Annotated in this window: 20 protein-coding genes; 8 read left to right on the top strand and 12 right to left on the bottom strand. The window is 61.0% G+C overall.

Going from position 1 to position 17,468, the window contains the following annotated elements; translation table 11 throughout:
• Positions 1-10: 10 nt before the first annotated feature.
• Positions 11-1,279, top strand: a complete 1,269-nt coding sequence (locus tag M2427_RS23300; protein WP_280709043.1) for an ABC transporter substrate-binding protein — start codon at positions 11-13, stop codon at positions 1,277-1,279.
• Here M2427_RS23300 and M2427_RS23295 read toward each other — a convergent pair.
• The gene (locus tag M2427_RS23295; RefSeq protein WP_280709080.1) at positions 1,276-2,070 is read right to left on the bottom strand and encodes an alpha/beta fold hydrolase; all 795 of its coding nucleotides are present in this window, start codon (positions 2,068-2,070) and stop codon (positions 1,276-1,278) included. The genes M2427_RS23300 and M2427_RS23295 overlap by 4 nt on opposite strands.
• Between M2427_RS23295 and M2427_RS23290 the strand changes: the two genes are divergently transcribed.
• Positions 1,987-2,283, top strand: coding sequence for a hypothetical protein (locus tag M2427_RS23290; RefSeq protein WP_280709081.1), 297 nt, complete (start codon positions 1,987-1,989; stop codon positions 2,281-2,283). The genes M2427_RS23295 and M2427_RS23290 overlap by 84 nt on opposite strands.
• On the opposite strand, the gene M2427_RS23285 is transcribed toward M2427_RS23290, so the two are convergent.
• The 11 genes from M2427_RS23285 to M2427_RS23235 form a co-directional block, all read right to left on the bottom strand.
• Positions 2,265-2,774: a DUF983 domain-containing protein gene (locus M2427_RS23285; RefSeq protein ID WP_280709042.1), complete on the bottom strand. Its 510-nt coding sequence runs from the start codon at positions 2,772-2,774 to the stop codon at positions 2,265-2,267. The two genes, M2427_RS23290 and M2427_RS23285, sit on opposite strands and share 19 nt — an antisense overlap.
• Positions 2,771-3,367, bottom strand: coding sequence for a DUF2244 domain-containing protein (locus M2427_RS23280; RefSeq protein WP_280709041.1), 597 nt, complete (start codon positions 3,365-3,367; stop codon positions 2,771-2,773). The genes M2427_RS23285 and M2427_RS23280 overlap by 4 nt, the downstream gene beginning before the upstream one ends.
• A gap of 182 nt (positions 3,368-3,549) precedes the next feature.
• Entirely contained in the window at positions 3,550-3,990 is a 441-nt protein-coding gene (locus tag M2427_RS23275; RefSeq protein WP_280709040.1) for a hypothetical protein, read from the bottom strand.
• 495 nt (positions 3,991-4,485) lie between these two features.
• Entirely contained in the window at positions 4,486-5,196 is a 711-nt protein-coding gene (locus tag M2427_RS23270) for a sulfite exporter TauE/SafE family protein (protein WP_280709039.1), read from the bottom strand.
• A 120-nt stretch (positions 5,197-5,316) separates the two neighbouring features.
• Positions 5,317-5,631: a hypothetical protein gene (locus M2427_RS23265; RefSeq protein ID WP_280709038.1), complete on the bottom strand. Its 315-nt coding sequence runs from the start codon at positions 5,629-5,631 to the stop codon at positions 5,317-5,319.
• Complete coding sequence (locus M2427_RS23260) at positions 5,628-6,284, bottom strand: Crp/Fnr family transcriptional regulator (protein ID WP_280709036.1); 657 nt, start codon at positions 6,282-6,284, stop codon at positions 5,628-5,630. Before M2427_RS23260 ends, M2427_RS23265 begins: the two co-directional genes overlap by 4 nt.
• Before the next feature lie 189 nt (positions 6,285-6,473).
• Positions 6,474-6,581 (bottom strand): cytochrome bd-I oxidase subunit CydX, encoded by a 108-nt coding sequence (gene cydX, locus M2427_RS23255; RefSeq protein ID WP_280709035.1) that lies wholly within the window; start codon positions 6,579-6,581, stop codon positions 6,474-6,476.
• Positions 6,582-6,598: 17 nt separating this feature from the next.
• The gene (cydB, locus tag M2427_RS23250; RefSeq protein WP_280709034.1) at positions 6,599-7,750 is read right to left on the bottom strand and encodes a cytochrome d ubiquinol oxidase subunit II; all 1,152 of its coding nucleotides are present in this window, start codon (positions 7,748-7,750) and stop codon (positions 6,599-6,601) included.
• A 7-nt stretch (positions 7,751-7,757) separates the two neighbouring features.
• The gene (locus M2427_RS23245) at positions 7,758-9,341 is read right to left on the bottom strand and encodes a cytochrome ubiquinol oxidase subunit I (RefSeq protein WP_280709079.1); all 1,584 of its coding nucleotides are present in this window, start codon (positions 9,339-9,341) and stop codon (positions 7,758-7,760) included.
• Between the two features lie 24 nt (positions 9,342-9,365).
• A complete protein-coding gene (locus tag M2427_RS23240) occupies positions 9,366-9,668 on the bottom strand; it encodes a hypothetical protein (RefSeq protein ID WP_280709033.1) in 303 nt (100 codons plus the stop codon).
• Between the two features lie 628 nt (positions 9,669-10,296).
• Positions 10,297-10,527, bottom strand: coding sequence for a hypothetical protein (locus M2427_RS23235; protein ID WP_280709032.1), 231 nt, complete (start codon positions 10,525-10,527; stop codon positions 10,297-10,299).
• A 190-nt stretch (positions 10,528-10,717) separates the two neighbouring features.
• Here M2427_RS23235 and M2427_RS23230 point away from each other — a divergent pair, with 190 nt between their 5' ends.
• The 6 genes from M2427_RS23230 (at position 10,718) to M2427_RS23205 (ending at position 17,434) form a co-directional block, all read left to right on the top strand.
• The gene (locus M2427_RS23230) at positions 10,718-11,362 is read left to right on the top strand and encodes an SCO family protein (RefSeq protein WP_280709031.1); all 645 of its coding nucleotides are present in this window, start codon (positions 10,718-10,720) and stop codon (positions 11,360-11,362) included.
• A 1,057-nt stretch (positions 11,363-12,419) separates the two neighbouring features.
• On the top strand, positions 12,420-12,803 hold the full coding sequence (locus tag M2427_RS23225; protein ID WP_280709030.1) for a DUF2946 domain-containing protein: 384 nt from the start codon (positions 12,420-12,422) through the stop codon (positions 12,801-12,803).
• A 97-nt stretch (positions 12,804-12,900) separates the two neighbouring features.
• Positions 12,901-15,240 carry a TonB-dependent siderophore receptor gene (locus tag M2427_RS23220; RefSeq protein WP_280709028.1) on the top strand — a complete coding sequence of 780 codons (2,340 nt, stop codon included), beginning with the start codon at positions 12,901-12,903 and terminating at the stop codon, positions 15,238-15,240.
• 69 nt (positions 15,241-15,309) lie between these two features.
• On the top strand, positions 15,310-16,140 hold the full coding sequence (locus M2427_RS23215; RefSeq protein WP_280709026.1) for a DJ-1/PfpI family protein: 831 nt from the start codon (positions 15,310-15,312) through the stop codon (positions 16,138-16,140).
• Between the two features lie 47 nt (positions 16,141-16,187).
• The gene (locus M2427_RS23210; protein WP_280709024.1) at positions 16,188-16,643 is read left to right on the top strand and encodes a copper uptake system-associated protein; all 456 of its coding nucleotides are present in this window, start codon (positions 16,188-16,190) and stop codon (positions 16,641-16,643) included.
• An 11-nt stretch (positions 16,644-16,654) separates the two neighbouring features.
• Positions 16,655-17,434, top strand: a complete 780-nt coding sequence (locus M2427_RS23205; RefSeq protein ID WP_280709022.1) for a DJ-1/PfpI family protein — start codon at positions 16,655-16,657, stop codon at positions 17,432-17,434.
• The last annotated feature ends 34 nt before the right edge of the window (positions 17,435-17,468 follow it).

Genomic DNA, 17,468 nt, shown 5'->3' with positions numbered 1-17,468 from the left:
AAGGTGGACTATGAGGCATCGCCCTATCGACGAATTCCGGTCGCGGCAGATCCGGCTCCCCGGGCTTGTGCTCGGCATCGGCTTGACCCTGTCATTCGCCGGGGTCCCCGATCGGGGCTTCGCCGGCGAGCTATCGGGCGGCGCCGTCAGGATCGGAATCATCAACGATCAAACCGGCCCGCTATCGGATAATTCCGGCCCCGGCTCCGTGATTGCGGCAAAGCTGGCCCTTGAAGATTTTCGCAAGCTGTCGCCCGAGCTGAAGGTCGAGATCGTCGTGGCCGATCATCAGAACAAGCCCGACATCGGCGCCCAGATCGTGCGCAGATGGTTCGACGTCGACGGCGTCGACATGGTCGCCGACGTCGGCAACTCCGCCGTGGCGCTGGCCATCCAGTCAATCGCGCGCGACAAGAACAAGATCGTCATCTACTCGGCCGTCGGGACGACCGAGGTCGGCGGCAAGCAGTGCTCGCGCACCGGCCTCATGTGGCTGCACGACAACTACAATCTGGTGACCGGGTCCATCCGCAGACTGATGTCGCAAGGCTACGACAGTTGGTTCTTCGTCGCAGCCGACTACGCATTCGGCCGCAACATGGTGGAGGTGTCCCAACGCACGCTCGCTGCCGGCGGCGCCAAATCTCTCGGCGCAGTATTTCATCCGCTCGGAAATGCCGACTACGGCTCCTTTCTGCTCCAGGCTCAGGCTTCCAAGGCCAAGGTGGTCGCGTTCGCTAACGCCGGCGATCAGCTCGTCAATGCGATGAAGCAATGGAACGAATTTGGAATGAACGCGACGTCGCAAAAGGCGGTGGCCGAGCTCATGTTTCTGACCGACGTGCATGCAATGGGCGTGGAAACAGCCAAGGGGCTGACCACCGTGACCGCATGGTACTGGGGCCTCAACGACGAAACGCGAGCGTTCGGCCAACGCTTCTACAAGCTGCACAACGCCATGCCGACCGCACCTCAGGCCGCCGTTTACTCGGCCGTGCTGCAATATCTCAAGGCGGTGGCAGCGGCAGGGACGGACGAAACCAACGCCGTTCTGGAGAAGCTGCGCGCCATGCCCGTCGACGACTTCTATGCCCGCGGCGCACGGTTGCGTGCCGACAACAAGCTCGTGCACGATTTCTATCTTGTCGAAGTCAAGAAGCCGTCGGACGTGAAAACCCCCTGGGACTACTACAACGTCGTCGAGACGATCCCCGCTGATGGCGCTTACATGCCGTTGAACGAGAGCGAATGTCCGCTCCTCAAGACCAGCGCGAACTAGCGGTTCTCTTTGGCCGTATCTTTGCCAGCCAGAAACGCGCTTGCGGCGGTAAGAAATTTGTCGCGGTTGCGTTCATAAGGCCCCCAGTGCGTCGCATCTGGGACAACGATCTCGCGAGCGCCTCGAATCTTCGCAGCCAGCCGTTCGTCGGCAAAAAAATCCCGATCGCCGCGCATGATCAGCGTGGGAATATTGACCTTGGCCGCGTCGTAGATCGGACGATCGCTCCAGATGTCGAAGAGATCGGCGAGCGGTCCCATCGGGCGGACCACGATCTTCGGTGACGCTACTGGATCGATATGGCCACAGCGCTCAGCGAGCGCCTGGACCTTGGCCACGGTTTCGGTGTCAACGAGGCCCGACGTCCCCTTCAGCATCATCTGCCAGTGCCCGAGCACCATGCTGGCGTCGAGCTTCTGATACGGGATATGTGCTGGGCCAAACCGGGTCGGGTTATCCTTGGCTGCGAACGGCTCGGTCATCATGGGCAGCTTGAAAGCGTGCATCGCGCCGACCAACACCATCCGGTCAATCAGATCCGGGCGCGCGATCGCAACCATCGGCGCGACGACGGCTCCCCAACTCCAGCCGACCATCGACACTTTCGCCGCGCCGGTCTCCTTGCGGATGGCCTCGATCACCGCGATGACGTCGCGGACCGCGTCCGGCGCGCGGCCGATCGGCGTGTCGCCGTTCGGGCGACTCGAATGACCGAAGCCGCGAAAGTCGATTGCATAAGCGGTGAAGCCGACCTGGTTCAGATCGTCCATCCAGGACAATCCTGGCGCCAGATCGAATGCCTCGGCGCATGGCGAGCCGAAGGCATGCAGCATCAAGATTGGATTCCTTCCCTCGTTCGGGGCTTTCTTGCTGATAAGATGGATGGAGATGTCCGGATCTCCACCTGGCGAGGTCGCATCGACGCGCTCGGCAGCAAGTGCCGTCCCCGGAAGCACCATAAGAAGGACAATCGTCAGAAAAGTCGTCAGGCGGCCCATGGTTGATCTCCCGAGATCGTTTGGTTCTGGACAATGGTTGTTGAATGGTCCTGTTCGTGGGGATCGAAACCGTGCATCCAGAATGACCACTGCAGCGCGATGACCAAACCTTTGGCGGGCGGCAGCAGCGCGAGCGTCAGCGCGCATGCCGTCGTCACTGAAAACGCCAGCGTGATCCAGATCGGCGGAGAAAAGCCGAACTCCAGCGACATCGCGAGGGACACGACGACATGGCCCACGACTAGCATGACGAAATAGGCCGGCGCATCGTCGGGGCGAGCGTGGTGCAGCGCCTCGCCGCAATCCGCGCAGGACGGCGTGATCGTCAGGAAACGACGATAGAGGCGTCCTGTGCCGCAGGCGGGACAGCGGCACGCAAGACCGCGAAGCAGGGCCGCAACAAGCGGCCGCGGCGGATTGAAGGAGTTGCCGGGATAGAGCAGCGGATGCTGCTCCGGCCCGTCGGCCGATCGGACGGGTCGCAGGGACTGGGTCAATTCGACGACTCCGCTGCAACGAGCGGAGAGGCATAAAGCGTGACGAACTGCATGGAATGCCCGGCCGCGTCGAGTGCGGAGACGAACGCCGTCCGAAAGCTCGACCGCTCGTGCGGCGACAGGTCACTCGCGATGTCGACGCGAGACGAACGATGCAGCAATGTCAACCGCAGCAGGCCGTAGTCGGGATCGATGAAACTCTCGAGCCGCAAACCATGGAGCGGTACGCAAGATCTTCTGGTTCGTCCGTCGTGCGCCGTCTGCTCGACGACGATGGCGTTGTCCTCGAGGAAAATCTGCTCGTATCGCTTCAGCGACTGTTGCGAGCGGAACACGGCCATTACGAGCACGGCAAACCAGAAGCCGCCGAACAGGCTGACGGGCCAGTAGCCGAGCATCGCGGCCATGATGGCTAGGCCGGTGACCGGCACGGCGAAGGCCGCGAGGATCGTGCTCGTTGAGGCCGGCCCCATGGCGATATTGGGCGCGATGTGAAAGTTGAACGGGCTGCCGTCGTGGTTGGTGTCGGGCACTTCGGACGACGTGACGCGTCGGTGTGGCTCGACCGATAGAAGATTGCGGACGTTGGACATTCGAGGCTTTCGGCACAGTGTGGACCTGCGATGGCACGCATGCGCGGATTGACAGATCGGGATTGGATGGGACCCGGGGGCTCCTACGGCGGTCGCTCCGCGCGATGGCGCATGGCTGCCGCCCGCTCCGTCATGCGGAGCGTGCCCGAAGCCGCTCGGGACCGTTTAGGCGTTCTGGTGTCTCAGGCGAAAGCCGGTGGCGCGCGGGGCTGGCACGGATAGCCTGGCAGGGGCGGCGATCCCGCCAACACGTCCATTGGCGCGGCACGCACAGTGATGCCGGCGCGTGTCGGCGCCACTGCCGACGCGACGGCGTCGGCACCAGCCAGCCCTGGCGTCAGGCAGAGAACACAGCAATCGGCGCGATCGTGCTGCTGGGGACCGTGGGGTTGCGGTGAACCGTCCTGGGCGCCGTCGCAGAGCGATGCAGACAGCGCGAGATTGATCGGCGAAAGCCATTCCTCACTGGTCACGCAGCCAATAAATGCCTGAAACAGCAGCGCGTAGGCGGCCAAGATCGCGATGACGGCCCTGCGCCCGCCGGAGCGGGACAGCGAACCGCGAGTCTCGACCGCAGCCGGGATCTTGGCGGAACGCTCTGGGGTGGACGTTGGCAGAATCATCCGGGCAGACGGGGGTTCATCGATGACCTAAATTGCCTGAAATAAGGCCTTGTTTAATTGATCCCGGTCAATGATCAAGCGCGTTCGCCCGGCACTTAGTTTTTCGTCGTCACCAACCCAATTCGAGGGACCGCCGACATGAATTGCCGAGACGGGAGCATTTCTGCAGATCTCCTTTTGACGCGGCGAGCGACTGCCTGAAGAGCGGTCAGGTTTGGCCAAACACTGCCTTGCCGCTTTCGCCGCCGGCGACGTCTCGCTCGCCGGTTGCGCGCGCGCCTGACCGGCCAGATGCTAAGCATTTGTGGCGCCCCGGCTAAGTTTGCCGGCGTATTGTCCACCTATTTGCCGGCCATGGCCAAGGTCGCGCTCCCGCCTGCCAGGATTGCGAGGCGGAGTACAAGAAGCGTGCGGACAGGCACGAAACCTGCAGGCGCGCGGACGCCTGCGCGACCGAGTGCAGGAAGATCGCCGCCTGCGTTGAGGGCAAGTCCGTCAGGATCGGCACCAGACCGCCAGCGTCGATGGCGAAACGCCGGCGCTGACGATCCCGACCGCGATGATGGATAGGGCGACCATGTTTCGCAGCCATCCCGCCGTGGCGCGCCGACGTAACAGCGGAAGGCCGAGCCCTGCGCCAACCAGGACCGGCAGCGTACCCAGACCGAAGCCGCTCATCGCAAGTGCGCCCCCGAGCGCTGAGCCGGACAGCGTGGCATAGAACAACGCCGCATAGACCATGGCACAGGGCAGAAAGCCCCAGACTGCACCGCTGAAAAGCAACCCCAGCGCTGGCGGCAGATGTGTCGCATCCGCGGTCGCGCCGATCCTGCTACCAATGGCCGAGGCCAGCCGCGACAGCCACGTTGGCAGCGACAACACGTCGAGCATTGAAAGCCCGATCCAGGCGAGAGCTGCGGCCGCAGCCCAGCGCAAGATCGCGTGCGCCAGGGTGTGATCGAACGATCCGAACACGGTTGAGCCAGCGGCGCCGACGATGGCGCCGGCCAGCATATAGGCCGAGATGCGTCCGGTATTGATCAGAACAGTGGCGGCCAGCAGCCCCTGCCGCGCGCGATCAGGACCGAGAATGGCCGCAAGATGCAGCGATGAGGCAATACCCGAGCACATGCCGAAACAGTGCAGGCTCGAGGAAAAGCCGAGCAGGAGTCCGGCGACGAATAGCGGCTGGTCGAAATCGAACATTACAAAAGCAATTCATCAGAATTCGTCTCTGAAGACATTGCGCTGCGTCAAGTTCGCGCTGCGTGCGGTCAATCGTTCGACCAACGGCTCCAAGGGCTGCTTCCAAGCCTTCTAAAGCCGTTACCGCACCTTGCCGCGCGACTTTCCCGCGCTCCGCGGCCGCCGCGTCGCGTGTCGATCATAGACATCGTGGGGACGGTCCTTGGCGAATGCATCCGATGCCGTGATGGCAACGAGGCCTGCCAAGGCGGAAGCCGCGCCTGCAAGGGCGACTGAGATCACGAACGGATAGCCGAAGGCATAAACCAGATAGGCAAAGAGCGTGACGACGTTGAATGCAAAATAGTAACTTGCATCAGGCGCGCCCCGGATCGCATCCCTCAGCATCCAGCCCAGGATGGGCACGTGGTAGAATATCTTGAGGGCCGTGGTCAAATCTCATCTCCAGAGTGAAGCGGTCGAGACGGCCTTGCGTTCGTGACCCGCAGCGTTTGCTGATACAATGCCTCGAGTGCTGCAACATCGATGACCCGGATCGTGGAGCGTCCGCCCACCGTGTCGATCAGCCGCCTATGCTTGAGCTTTGCAAAAACACGCGAAATTGTCTCGCTGGTTACGCCAAGATGGTTTGCGACATCCTTCATTCGAAGCGGAATATCCAGCTCGACGTCCCGGCCGCCGCCGACGTTTCGACCGTTCGACGGCGGATGCGGCCGTCGGGACCACGAGACAAGGAAGCAGGCCGCGCGTTCGAGCGGAGGCAGATGCACCAATGTCATGCAATGTTGCAACACGGATTCGAGTTGCGACTGGACCCCGAGAGTCATTTCGATCAGATCCTGACGTGACAGGTCTGTCAGATTCCCTGCTTCGCGGGCCGACACCGGCGTCAAAGTCCGCGCCTCGCACAGATGAAGGCCTTCGGGCGAGATACCGATCCAGTCTCCTGCGCCGAGGATGGCGACGATGCGATGATCACCATCGCTGGTTGGAACGGAGAGCCTGACATACCCGGTCACGATCCGGAGAGCGCCGCCTGATACGGCGCCGGCTGGACGGATGATCGCATGTTCCGGAAAAGCGACCACGGCTCTACTCCGCACCGCGTTGCCACGTTTCCCGCCAGCCGCGCGCATCTCTGGAGGAGCGCAGTGAAGCGGCGCGTCTGCCGATTCCGGCGGCGCCAAAGTCGGACAATTCGGGACACCCATGCCGCTTCTCCGGTTCGAGGGCGCAGCTCGTTCTCCGGATGCACGCATGCCCCCGGAGAATGGAGATCATTCCGCAGTAGGTTCGTCGGGCATGTGCAATTCATGCCAGAGCGCGTTGAGCACTCCGAAGCCGGCCGCAAGCCAAACTCCGAGGATCCAGGTGAAGTACCACATCGTCATGTCCTTCTCTGTCAGTACAGCTTGTGGCCGTCGGCTTCGATCTGTTGGGCCGTCACCGGCCCGCGCAACACGCGGAAAACGAGGCTCGTATAGGCGATCACGGCAGGCAGGAAGACCAGCGTAGCAAGCAGCATCACGAACAGGGTCAGGCGGCTGGACGATGCGTCCCATACCGTCAGGCCCGCAGCAGGTTGCAGGCTCGAAGGCATCAGGAACGGAAACATGCTGACGCCCGCCGTGCTGACGATGCCAAAGATCGAGACGCCGCTGGCAAAGAAGCCGAGCGCCGCGCGCTTCGCCCGGCTGGCCAAGACCAGACCGATCGCGCCCACGATCCCGAGCACCGGCGCCGCAACTAGCCAAGGGTAGATCGCGTAATTGGCGAGCCAGTGACCGCGGGCGGTCGCCACGGTCTTGAGCAGCGGGTTCGAGGGTCCGTCGATGACGGATGCGCTCGTGATCTTGAACCCGGAGATGCCGAAGGCGATCCAAACGCCGGCAAGCGCGAACATGACGATCGTCAAGACCGGCAGCCTTGCCGCGATCATCCTGGACCGCTCCGCGACGCCGCCGCTCGTCTTCAACGACAGATAGGCTGCACCGTGCGACACCAGCATCGCCAGAGACACCAGCCCGCAGAGCAGCCCGAACGGATTTAGCAATTCAAACAGCCCGGAGCCCTCGTAGACTATACGCAAATCCTGGTCCATTCGGAACGGCACGCCCTGGAGCAGATTGCCGACGGCCACGCCGAAGACGAGACTCGGCACCACGCCGCCGGCGAACAACGCGTAGTCCCACAGGGACCGCCACCGCGGGTCCGGCAGCTTGTTGCGGAACTCGAAGCCGACCGGCCGCAGGATCAACGTCGCGAGCACGAGGAACATCGCGATGTAGAATCCGGAGAAGGCGGTCGCGTAGATCGCCGGCCATGCGGCAAAGATTGCGCCGCCGCCGAGGATCAGCCAGACCTGATTTCCGTCCCACACGGGGCCGATCGCATTGATCGCGACACGTCGCTCGACGTCCGTTTTGGCGACGAACGGAAGCAATGCCGCGGTTCCGAGATCGAAGCCGTCCATGATGGCGAAGCCGATCAGCAGGACGCCGAGAAAGAACCACCAGACCAGGCGAAGAATTTCATAGTCGAGAGGAATGGACATGGAGACCTCACTCAGCGGACGTCAGGGCTGCCGCGGTGGACGGGCGACCCGATGCTGGAGAAGCCGCGTGAGGTGCGAGTGCCTTGACCGGCCCCATCACGATGTATCTGCGCATGAGCGTCACGTCGATGACCAGAAGGGTTGAATAGAACAGCACGAAGCCGCACAGTGTGAACAGCACCTGTGACAACGACAGCGTGGAAGACGCCAGCGCCGTCGGCAGGACACCGTCGATGGCCCACGGTTGCCGACCATATTCGGCGACGATCCAGCCGAGTTCGGCCGCTACCCACGGCAACGGCCAGGACCAGACGGCGAGCCTGAGCAACCAGCGCCGGTCGAAGACACGTCGGCTGGCGAACCAGAACGCCGCCACAAACAGGGCGATGAAATAGAAGCCGAGAGCCACCATCAGGCGGAACGACCAAAACATCGGAAAGACGTTCGGTACGGTGCTGAGTGCCGCCTTCTTGATCGTGGCGTCGTCCGCAGTGCGCGGGTCGGTGACGTAGCGCTTCAGGAGCAGGGCGTAGCCCAGGTCCTTCGCATGTCGGTCGATTGTGCTTCGCGCGTCGGCGTTCGACCGGTCGGCGCTGAATGCCTCGAGCGCATCGTAGGCAACCAGACCGTCGCGGATCCTCTTTTCGGCTTCGTTCACCAGATCGTTGATTCCAGGCACCTGTTGATTGAAGGAGCGGGTGGTAATGAGGCCGAGCGCCCAGGGTATCTTGACCTCGTAGCGGTTCTCCCGGGCGGCCTGATCGGGAATGGCGAACGCCGTAAATGACGCAGGAGCCGGCTCGGTATGCCACATCCCCTCAATTGCAGCGAGCTTCATGCGCTGGTTTTCGCTCACCGTGTAGCCGCTCTCGTCGCCCAGCACGACCACCGACAGAGCCGATGCCAGCCCGAATGCCGCGGAGACGATAAACGACCGCTTCGCAAAGGCGACGTGCCGGCCGCGCAGCAAGTACCACGAGGAAATCGCAAGCACGAAAAGAGAGCCGCAAACATAGCCGGCACTGACGGTATGGACGAATTTCGATTGCGCAACGGGATTGAACATCAGTTCGTAGAACGAAGTCAGCTCCATCCGCATCGTGTCTGGATTGAATACGGCGCCGACCGGATTCTGCATCCAGCCGTTGGCGATCAGAATCCACAGCGCCGACAAGTTGGAGCCGATTGCAACGAGCCAGGTCACAACAAGATGCCCGATCTTCGAGAGGCGATCCCAGCCGAAGAAGAATAGTCCGACGAAGGTCGATTCGAGAAAGAACGCCATCAGGCCTTCGATGGCGAGCGGAGCGCCAAAGATGTCGCCAACATAGTGCGAATAGTACGCCCAGTTCATGCCGAACTGGAATTCCATGGTGATGCCGGTGGCAACACCCATGGCGAAATTGATTCCGAACAGCTTGCCCCAGAACTTGGTCATGTCCCGCCAGATTTCTCGACCGGTCATGACGTAGCTCGTCTCCATGATCACGAGGATGAAGGACAGGCCGAGTGTGAGTGGTACGAAGAGGAAGTGATACAGAGCCGTAAGCGCGAATTGAAGTCGGCCTAGGCTCAGCGGATCGAGGTCCAGCATGAGATTTTCCGTTCTTTGGGTTTACCGCCGCTCCACCCCCATCGCACGTGCGACGGTGTGATCGGTCGGGATGACGCGAGTTTCGTCCGCGAAGACGAAGACCCTGAGTGCGATGACCACGACGAGCTTGATGACAAGCGCCGCGGCAATTCCCCTTTGCAGCGGCGTGCGCGGACGGAATCCAGCCCGGACGAAATCGCCAAGCGCGGCCGAGACAGCCCGCACGCCCGATGTCGTGGCGGCGACGTGCGCGCCGGTTGCGCCGATGTGGCCATCGGCGCGCGGCGCAACACGCGCCGAGGCACGCGTTGGAAGAGTAGGCATGAGTAGTCCGTGATCGAGAGGCCGGTAGCCGGCACGTTCACGCCGTACGTCGCGGCGAGAGGCGAGATTCTAACCGATCAACGACGACGGTGGTGCGCGTGGCCACGCCTGGATGGACGCAATGCGTGCGATGGTTACGTCCGCAGGCGGCAAGGAATGCCGGAGCACCTGCGGCGAAATGGCCGCAATTGTCGCCGCCGTCGCGATGGAGACATTCCCGTGCATCAGCGGAAGGCAGAAGAGACAGTGCGGACCGGTCGCACCCGGATGTCCGACCGGATCGTCTGGAACGCGATTTCCATCCGCGTCGATGACAAGCGCCCCATTCGCGGAGCATATGATGGTCCAGCCATTCTCCAGAGCGCGCGCCGCGATGTCTGCTTGAGATGGGCCGGCCGACAGAACGACGCCGCAAACGACGTTGAACAAGAGCGCGACCGTGCAGAACGCAGCCGCGACCCTACGGCGGAAGCTGCGCCGCATTCTGTCGAGGGATGTGTCGTACGTTCTCACCGTCGCTCGCCAATGAAGCGGTTGGAGGCCTGCTAGCCTTAGATATACTTCAGCCGTACCCATTTGATCTGGGTCAAATGAAGGGCATGCCACGTCAAAATCCCACTGCCTGCCGTCAATTGTCGATGAGCAACTCACGGGTCCCGATTGCCAGCGATCCGAACGCGAAGGCCACCGGGATCAGGCCGACATCAAACGGGCTTTCCCCGGTCCTGGCCAACAGCGAGCGAAAGCCGCCAACGTCGAGGAAGTAGAGTGCGGACATGAACAACAGGCCAATGACCGCGCCCATCATGAAGGGGATGAGGATATGGCTGGCGAACGACTTCAGTGCTTCATTTGTCATGTGAAATCTCCGCAACGGGCAATCATCACGCAAACTCTCGGGTCCAGCCCTTTCGCATTCCACTGAATGTCTTCGATGGCCGCGCGCTGACGCGTCGGCCATTGGACAAAATGTCCAATTAAGTCATTGCATCGCGCCGGTTATGGCTTGACGATCGAAAGAAGCCGCCCAAGACAAGGATCGGCGGACCATGAGTTCGACAAAGGGTGGATCGCCGAAGGCACGCAACATACAGCGCGCATACTTCACCGTGACCGCAATCGTTGTGCTTGCGGTGTTGAGCGCGGCGATAGCCGTGACCTGGAGCCGCTTGCAAGGCAGGAGCAGCTTACCGTCAAGCTCGGGCGTCGGCGGCGCATTTTCGCTGATCGACCAGCGCGGAAATCGGGTCACGGACCGCGACCTCCTTGGCAAGCCCGCGCTGGTGTTCTTCGGATTCACCAACTGTCCGGATGTCTGCCCGACAACCCTGACGGAAATGACCGGACTGCTGAAAGAGCTCGGCAAGGAGGCTAGTGAGCTGAATGTCCTCTTTATCACCGTGGATCCCCAACGAGATACGCCGCAACAGTTGGCGCTCTATCTGTCGTCGTTCGACCCGCACATTACGGGCCTATCTGGCACGGAGAGCGACGTCGCCGCGGTCATGGCCAAATACCACGTATATGCCCGCAAGATTCCTTTGAAGGACGGCGATTACACGATGGACCACACTGCGGCGATCTACATGATGAACCGCAAGGGGCAATTCGTCGGCCTCATGAGTTACCAGGAGCCCGAAGAGCTCTCCCGCGCCAAGTTACGAAAATTGCTCTCCGATCCTGTAAAGGGATAATTGCCCGTTCCGGACAAGACACAGGCTCCCCATCGTGCAAATGGGTGCTAATATTCCCCGATGGAGAGGCGGGCGGGATCGCGCAAATTCGCGAAAGGACGGCTTCGGCAGGCCACCTGTTTGGTGATCGCCTACTTGTTTGCGCTTCAACTGGTCGCTGCGGACTTTCTGTCGGCTTCTATGCTCGCGCTCGGCAGCCAGGAGCAGTCGATCTGCGGCAGCCCGAGCACAACAGGTCGGATCGACGATGGAACACAGTATCCTGCACGGGCGCATCATATTTGTGACGTCTGCCTTTTCGTCGCACATGCACCGATCACTCCCGTGGCAGTCACGTTTCCTGTTGATCAGCGGAGCATAGAGGCCTCTCGTCCGGTCGAGAGCCCATTCCACGGCGCAGGAGCAGACTGGCGCAGCCCGCGCTGCTCACAAGGGCCACCTTCGGCAGCCTGACGACATCGATCCCGTCGAGATCCGGGTGCCCGCTCGCATGACAATCACGCTGGCATGCGGCAGGCGCAAGCAATTGCGCTCAGAGAACGGGCGTCTCGATCAAGGAAAATAAATTCCAAACCAAAGCGGCGGCTGTGGTTCGCTATGAACAACAATCTTTGGAAGTTTCGGCGCGACAGAATCGAAGCTCGACGGTGGTCGATCGAGGACGATCATATGTTGCGTCAGTTGGTACAGGCCAATATGGGCAGTCGCACCATAGCCAAGGAACTGGGACGGACGCTGTCGGCCGTGCGAAACAGAGCGCGGCTACTCAACGTTGCTCTCGTTCATGCCAGTCGTGCAAAGGGATGTTAGTGCCTGCGGCATTACGGATCACATATATTGGCCGATCTTCCGGACGGTAAAGCGCGGTCTTTTGTCGTCAGCCTGGACCGAGGCCCGAAATCTCACTGTGCTCCAGTCTGATCCGCGTGATATTTGGGATACAGTTGGCGAAGATTATTTTCCTGCACTGCTTCGTATCCATTGCGCAAAGCGAACTGGCGTCGACTCTCGACGTTCCCCGTGATTAGTTCGAACGTTCCAAATTGGGCGGTGACCAGTGCGGCGTCGGCTGCAAATCTATCTCCCGGCTTTCCTATTGGCGCTGATGATGCAGATCATCGCGCCAATCGGTGCGTCATGGGCGACGGCCTCCGCTCTCTCTGACCCGTTGGCAGCCTTCGGCGGCGCCACGATTTGCCACACGGGAGGCGGGGAAGCCGACAGCCAGTCCGACCAGAGCCCACACCAAGCCCATGATGGTGCCTGCGCGCTATGTTGCCTGGTGGCTCATGCCGGCGCATCTCCGCAGACACCCAAGATTGCTGTCGCCGCGCTCTATCGTACTTCGACAGCTGTGGTGTGGCACAGCGCGGCCCGAGATCTGCGGGAATCTCGGAGCGCCAAACACGCAAGAGCCCGCGCTCCTCCTTCAAACTCCTAACTTTTCCAGAATCGCAAGATCGGTGCGGCCGCCTGGCTGCAATCGATGACGTTGTCGACTGTTGGCGGGCGATTGCGCCCGAGTTGGAGAGTTTCCGATGTTTCGTTTTCGTGCCCTGGGAGGCGTGAGCGTCGTTGCGCTTCTCGCTGTCCCCGAAATTGCCCTTGGCCAATCCACTCAACTGCCCGGCGTAACCGTTCGGGCGCCAGATCAGGCACGCGATGCCGGCGCGACGGCTCCTGGAAGGTCCGGCTCCAAGCGTGTCAAACGCGCAAGCGCGAAGCCGTCTCCAGCAGAGCCGACCGCGGTGGTCAAGCCGCTCGCAAACGCTCTCGGAACCTATAATCCCGCTCTCAACTTGCCGGATCTCAAGCTCCCGCCGGGCACCACCGTGACGACCGCCGGGCCGGTCGATGGCTATCGGGCGTTGTCATCATTCTCGGCGACCAAGACGGCAACGCCGATCGAGCAGGTTCCTCAGTCGATCCAGGTGATTCCAAGAAGCGTCATCACAGACCAGAACAACGTCACAGTCACCGAGGCCATCCAGAACGTCTCGAATGTGCAGGGGACGAATACCATCGCGATCGGCACCACGGGCCCGAACGGCCTGACAACTGTTCGCGGTTTCGCGGCCCAGCAATATCTCGACGGCATGAACGTCATGTACAACGCGGGCGACCGCGACTCGCTGGTGAACGTGGAACGTATCGAAGTCTTGAAGGGGCCGAATGCGATCCTGTATGGCGGCGGGGCGGGCAGCCCGCTCGGCGGCGCCATCAATGTCGTCTCGAAGCTGCCGACCGACAAGGCAAGCCTGGAAACGGGTGTGACGTTCGGGACGAACAACTATGTGCAGCCGTATTTTGATTTCAACCAGCCGCTTTCAGCCGACAAGACCGTGTTGTTCCGGTTCACGGGCGCCTATACGTCGAACGATACCTTCGTCGATGTCGTGCACCAGGACCGCTATTCATTCAATCCGACACTGACACTGACGAACAAGGAAGACACGACGCTGACGATCCAGGGGCGCATCTCGCGCCTCGAGCAACAGGCCTATGAGGGACTTCCGGCGGTTGGCACCGTGGCGGGTAGCTTCCGCCTCAATCCCGATCTGTATATTGGCCCCTCAAACATTCCGAAGAGCTATAGCGAAGTCAAGAGCGTGACGGCGACGTTCGATCGCAAGATCGATTCCATCTGGTCCTTCAACATCAAGGCTCGTTTCGCGGACCAAAGTTTCGATCAGAGGAGCCAGACAACGCAAACCGCCGCGCCGGATGTCGGTCCAACGACCTGGAGCCTGTTGAATGTCGATCTTCTGCAGAAGCAGCAGGAGTTCTCCGTGAACCCCAATCTGGAGGCGCGTTTCAGGTTGGGCCCAACCAACAACGTCTGGCTCACGGGCGCCGACTACAGCCGCGTGACCGATCGCGGTCACATGAACACCGACCTCGGCATTGCACCGGTCGACCTGGTGAACAATCCTGTCTTTCCGACGCCGTACACGGATCCCACCGCGGCATCCGCAGCCTTTTTCTTCCCGTTTTTCGACTTCAACAGTGCCTACACCACCAAGGGCGCATACACGCAACTGCAGTCCACGATTTACGATCGTCTTCATATCCTTGCCGGCGTGAGGCTCGCGAGCATCAATATCGACTACCTCGAAAACTACCCGTTCAGTACGGGAGTTTTTGCGCCGACTCAATTCGGCACCGACACGACCAAGGCTCTGCCCCGGTTCGGAGCTGTCCTCGATCTCATTCCCGGACTGTCGGTCTACGGGAGCTATAGCGAGGGGATGCAAACGCAACCATTCACGCAGGCATTGAACACCAATATCGCACCCGAAACGTCGAAGCAGATCGAGGGCGGCTTCAAATTCAACATCAATGACCAATTGACCGGCACCGTCGCGGTGTTCGACATCCAGCGCCAGAACGTGCCCGTGACAATTGGCGTCGGTATCGGGGCCGAATCCGCCCAGGAATCGAAGGGCTATGAGGCCGACTTGATCTGGCAGCCCAGCAAGAACTGGAAGGTGTTGGCAAGCTACGGCCATACGGATGTCAGGTATTCCGACTCGAATGCGGGAACGCCACAAGGAAACCGGGTCCCCGGTGTTCCCGAAGATTCAGGCCGGTTTTGGATAAATTACGCCTTCGACTGGCCCTATCTCAGAGGCTGGAGCGCCGGTGCCGGTGTCTACGTCGCGTCGTCGCAATATGTCGACAACCTAAATCTCTACAAGACGCCAGGGTACTTCACCGTTGACGCTAAGATTGCCTATGAGACCGAGCACTGGAGGGCGTCGTTCAACGTCAAGAACCTGACGGGCGAGAAATACTTCGTGCCCTTCCTCTGGTTCGGCGGTCAGGTGGCGCCCGGCGACGGTCGCGCATTCTACGGTACGCTTGCCTATCGATATTGATGTCCTTGATGACTTGTCGCCGAAGTCAGAACGGGTGTCGCATCATCTCGACGTATTGGGAGTGAACGAATGATATCGAAACGAGATCTGCTTCTCGCGTCCGCCGTGGGATTCGCCACCGCGGGACTGCGGTCCGCACCGGCCGCTGAGGTCTCGGCCGGGACGACGACCGGTCATGACATGTCGCAGGTGCCTGCGAGCTGGATGGGGAAAGAGCAGATTGCGTTCCTCATCTATCCGGAGTTCACGGCACTCGACATGGTCGGGCCGCACGCCATGCTGACCGGCCTTCTCGGCGCGACGACACACATTGTCGGCAAGAGCAAAGACATCGTGAAGAGCGACACAGGGCTCGCGTTTCAACCCAGCGCGAGCTTCGACGAATGCCCGGCTGACCTCGACATCATCTGCGTCCCCGGTGGCGCGACCGGCACGCTCGCCGCGATGCAGGACGACAGCACGCTTCGCTTTCTGAGAGACCGCGGATCGCGCGCCAAATTCGTCACCTCGGTCTGCACGGGTTCATTGCTGCTGGGCGCAGCCGGACTTCTCACCGGCTACAAGGCGACGTCGCACTGGGCCGCGGTTTCGCTGTTACCGCTGTTCGGCGCGACGCCGAGCGAAGACAGAATCGTCCGTGACCGCAACAGAATTACGGCTGGCGGCGTGACCTCTGGAATCGATTTCGGCCTCTCGCTCGTCGGGCAGTTACGGGACCGGCAATATGCGGAATGCGTTCAGTTGATGGCGCAGTACGCGCCGGAGCCGCCATACGACGCCGGAACGCCGGCGAAGGCCCCAAGCGAGGTCACAAAAATGATGCGCGACATGTTCGTTGACTTCAACAAGGACGCCGAAAAGATAGGGCGAGAAGTCTATCCCAGATATCGCGATGGCTAAACGCCGAACGGATCTGTTTACGCTCGTGTGAGACCAAGGAGTTGGAGATGTTCAAAAGAGCTTTGGCTACGCTGGTTGCCCTGATGATGCACTCGATCGCCTGCATTGCTGCGCCGGCAGGCTCTGACGAGGCATCCATCATTCAGCTTCTTCATGGCATATTCGATAAGCCGCAGGAGCCGCTTTCTGTCGAGCCGATCATGGTGTCAGGCAAACACGCGATTGCCGATTGGGCCCAGGGCGAGATGGGCGGTCGCGCCCTGTTGCGCAATGATCATGGGACATGGACCATTATTCTCTGCGCCGGAGACGGCATCAAGACCAGGGACGCATTGGTGAAAGCTGGCGTTCCTGTCGCGGATGCCGAGAGCCTCGAAAAGGATCTGGCGAGGGCCGAAGCCAGGCTGCCACCGGAAAAGACCGCGACGTTCTCACGCTTCGAGGGCGTGGTCATGATGAATGGTGACGTGGATCAACACAAAGCGGCGCATGGAAGCAAATAGCAGGATGCATCATGAATCGTCGTGATTTTGGAATCGCGCTTGGTGCGCTACCGCTTCTGTCGCAAGTTCTTCGGACAGCATCCGCAGCCGAACCGGCGGAAGCGACGAAGCCGACCATTGGCATGCTGATCTATCCCGGCATGATCCTGCAGGATCTGGTCGGGCCCCAAACCGTCTTTTCGATACTTCAGGCGAACGTGAAGCTGGTTTGGAAAGACAAGAACCCTGTCATGACTGACGTCGGCATCGCACTTCTCGCGACCGACACATTTGACACCTGTCCCGCGGATCTGGACGTCCTGTTCGTCCCTGGCGGCCTCGGGGGATCGGTCGCCTGCATGAAGGATGCGGACGTAATCGGCTTCCTGGCGTCGCGGGGAGCCCGCGCACGCTACGTGACGAGCGTCTGCACGGGGTCATTGGTTCTTGCCGCCGCAGGCTTGCTGAAGGGGTACCAGGCCACGTCGCATTGGTATGTACGCGACTTGCTGCCATTGATGGGGGCGACCCTCAGGGCAGAGCGAGTCGTCGAGGACCGCAATCGCTTCACAGCCGGAGGCGTCACTTCCGGGATCGACTTCGGACTAACACTCGCGGCCCGACTCTCCGACGATGATACCGCCAGACGGATTCAGCTTTTGATCGAATACGATCCGAAGCCGCCATTCACCGCTGGTAGCCCGGAGGGCGCGGGCCCGACGCTGACGCAGGAGATACTCCAGCGCCGTTCGCCGCTTATCGCACAGGCACGAAAAGAGGCGGACGCAGCCAGGCAGCGGTTGGGTATCTAGATAGCTAACATATCCGGCTAGATATCCGCATCGA

The sequence above is a fragment of the Bradyrhizobium sp. BR13661 genome, from assembly GCF_029892425.1.
GTDB lineage: Bacteria > Pseudomonadota > Alphaproteobacteria > Rhizobiales > Xanthobacteraceae > Bradyrhizobium.
Note: the sequence above shows the minus strand (reverse complement) of the source record. Positions and strands in the feature narration are given on the sequence as shown.

What these genes read in the sequence shown, in the direction of transcription:
- M2427_RS23235 (WP_280709032.1), bottom strand. Translation starts at nt 10,527, where the DNA reads ATGACAAATGAAGCACTGAAGTCGTTCGCCAGCCATATCCTCATCCCC.
- M2427_RS23230 (WP_280709031.1), top strand. Translation starts at nt 10,718, where the DNA reads ATGAGTTCGACAAAGGGTGGATCGCCGAAGGCACGCAACATACAGCGC.
- M2427_RS23210 (WP_280709024.1), top strand. Translation starts at nt 16,188, where the DNA reads ATGTTCAAAAGAGCTTTGGCTACGCTGGTTGCCCTGATGATGCACTCG.
- M2427_RS23290 (WP_280709081.1), top strand. Translation starts at nt 1,987, where the DNA reads ATGACCGAAGCCGCGAAAGTCGATTGCATAAGCGGTGAAGCCGACCTG.
- cydB (WP_280709034.1), bottom strand. Translation starts at nt 7,750, where the DNA reads ATGTCCATTCCTCTCGACTATGAAATTCTTCGCCTGGTCTGGTGGTTC.
- M2427_RS23270 (WP_280709039.1), bottom strand. Translation starts at nt 5,196, where the DNA reads ATGTTCGATTTCGACCAGCCGCTATTCGTCGCCGGACTCCTGCTCGGC.
- M2427_RS23240 (WP_280709033.1), bottom strand. Translation starts at nt 9,668, where the DNA reads ATGCCTACTCTTCCAACGCGTGCCTCGGCGCGTGTTGCGCCGCGCGCC.
- M2427_RS23215 (WP_280709026.1), top strand. Translation starts at nt 15,310, where the DNA reads ATGATATCGAAACGAGATCTGCTTCTCGCGTCCGCCGTGGGATTCGCC.
- M2427_RS23220 (WP_280709028.1), top strand. Translation starts at nt 12,901, where the DNA reads ATGTTTCGTTTTCGTGCCCTGGGAGGCGTGAGCGTCGTTGCGCTTCTC.
- cydX (WP_280709035.1), bottom strand. Translation starts at nt 6,581, where the DNA reads ATGTGGTACTTCACCTGGATCCTCGGAGTTTGGCTTGCGGCCGGCTTC.
- M2427_RS23300 (WP_280709043.1), top strand. Translation starts at nt 11, where the DNA reads ATGAGGCATCGCCCTATCGACGAATTCCGGTCGCGGCAGATCCGGCTC.
- M2427_RS23280 (WP_280709041.1), bottom strand. Translation starts at nt 3,367, where the DNA reads ATGTCCAACGTCCGCAATCTTCTATCGGTCGAGCCACACCGACGCGTC.
- M2427_RS23205 (WP_280709022.1), top strand. Translation starts at nt 16,655, where the DNA reads ATGAATCGTCGTGATTTTGGAATCGCGCTTGGTGCGCTACCGCTTCTG.
- M2427_RS23275 (WP_280709040.1), bottom strand. Translation starts at nt 3,990, where the DNA reads ATGATTCTGCCAACGTCCACCCCAGAGCGTTCCGCCAAGATCCCGGCT.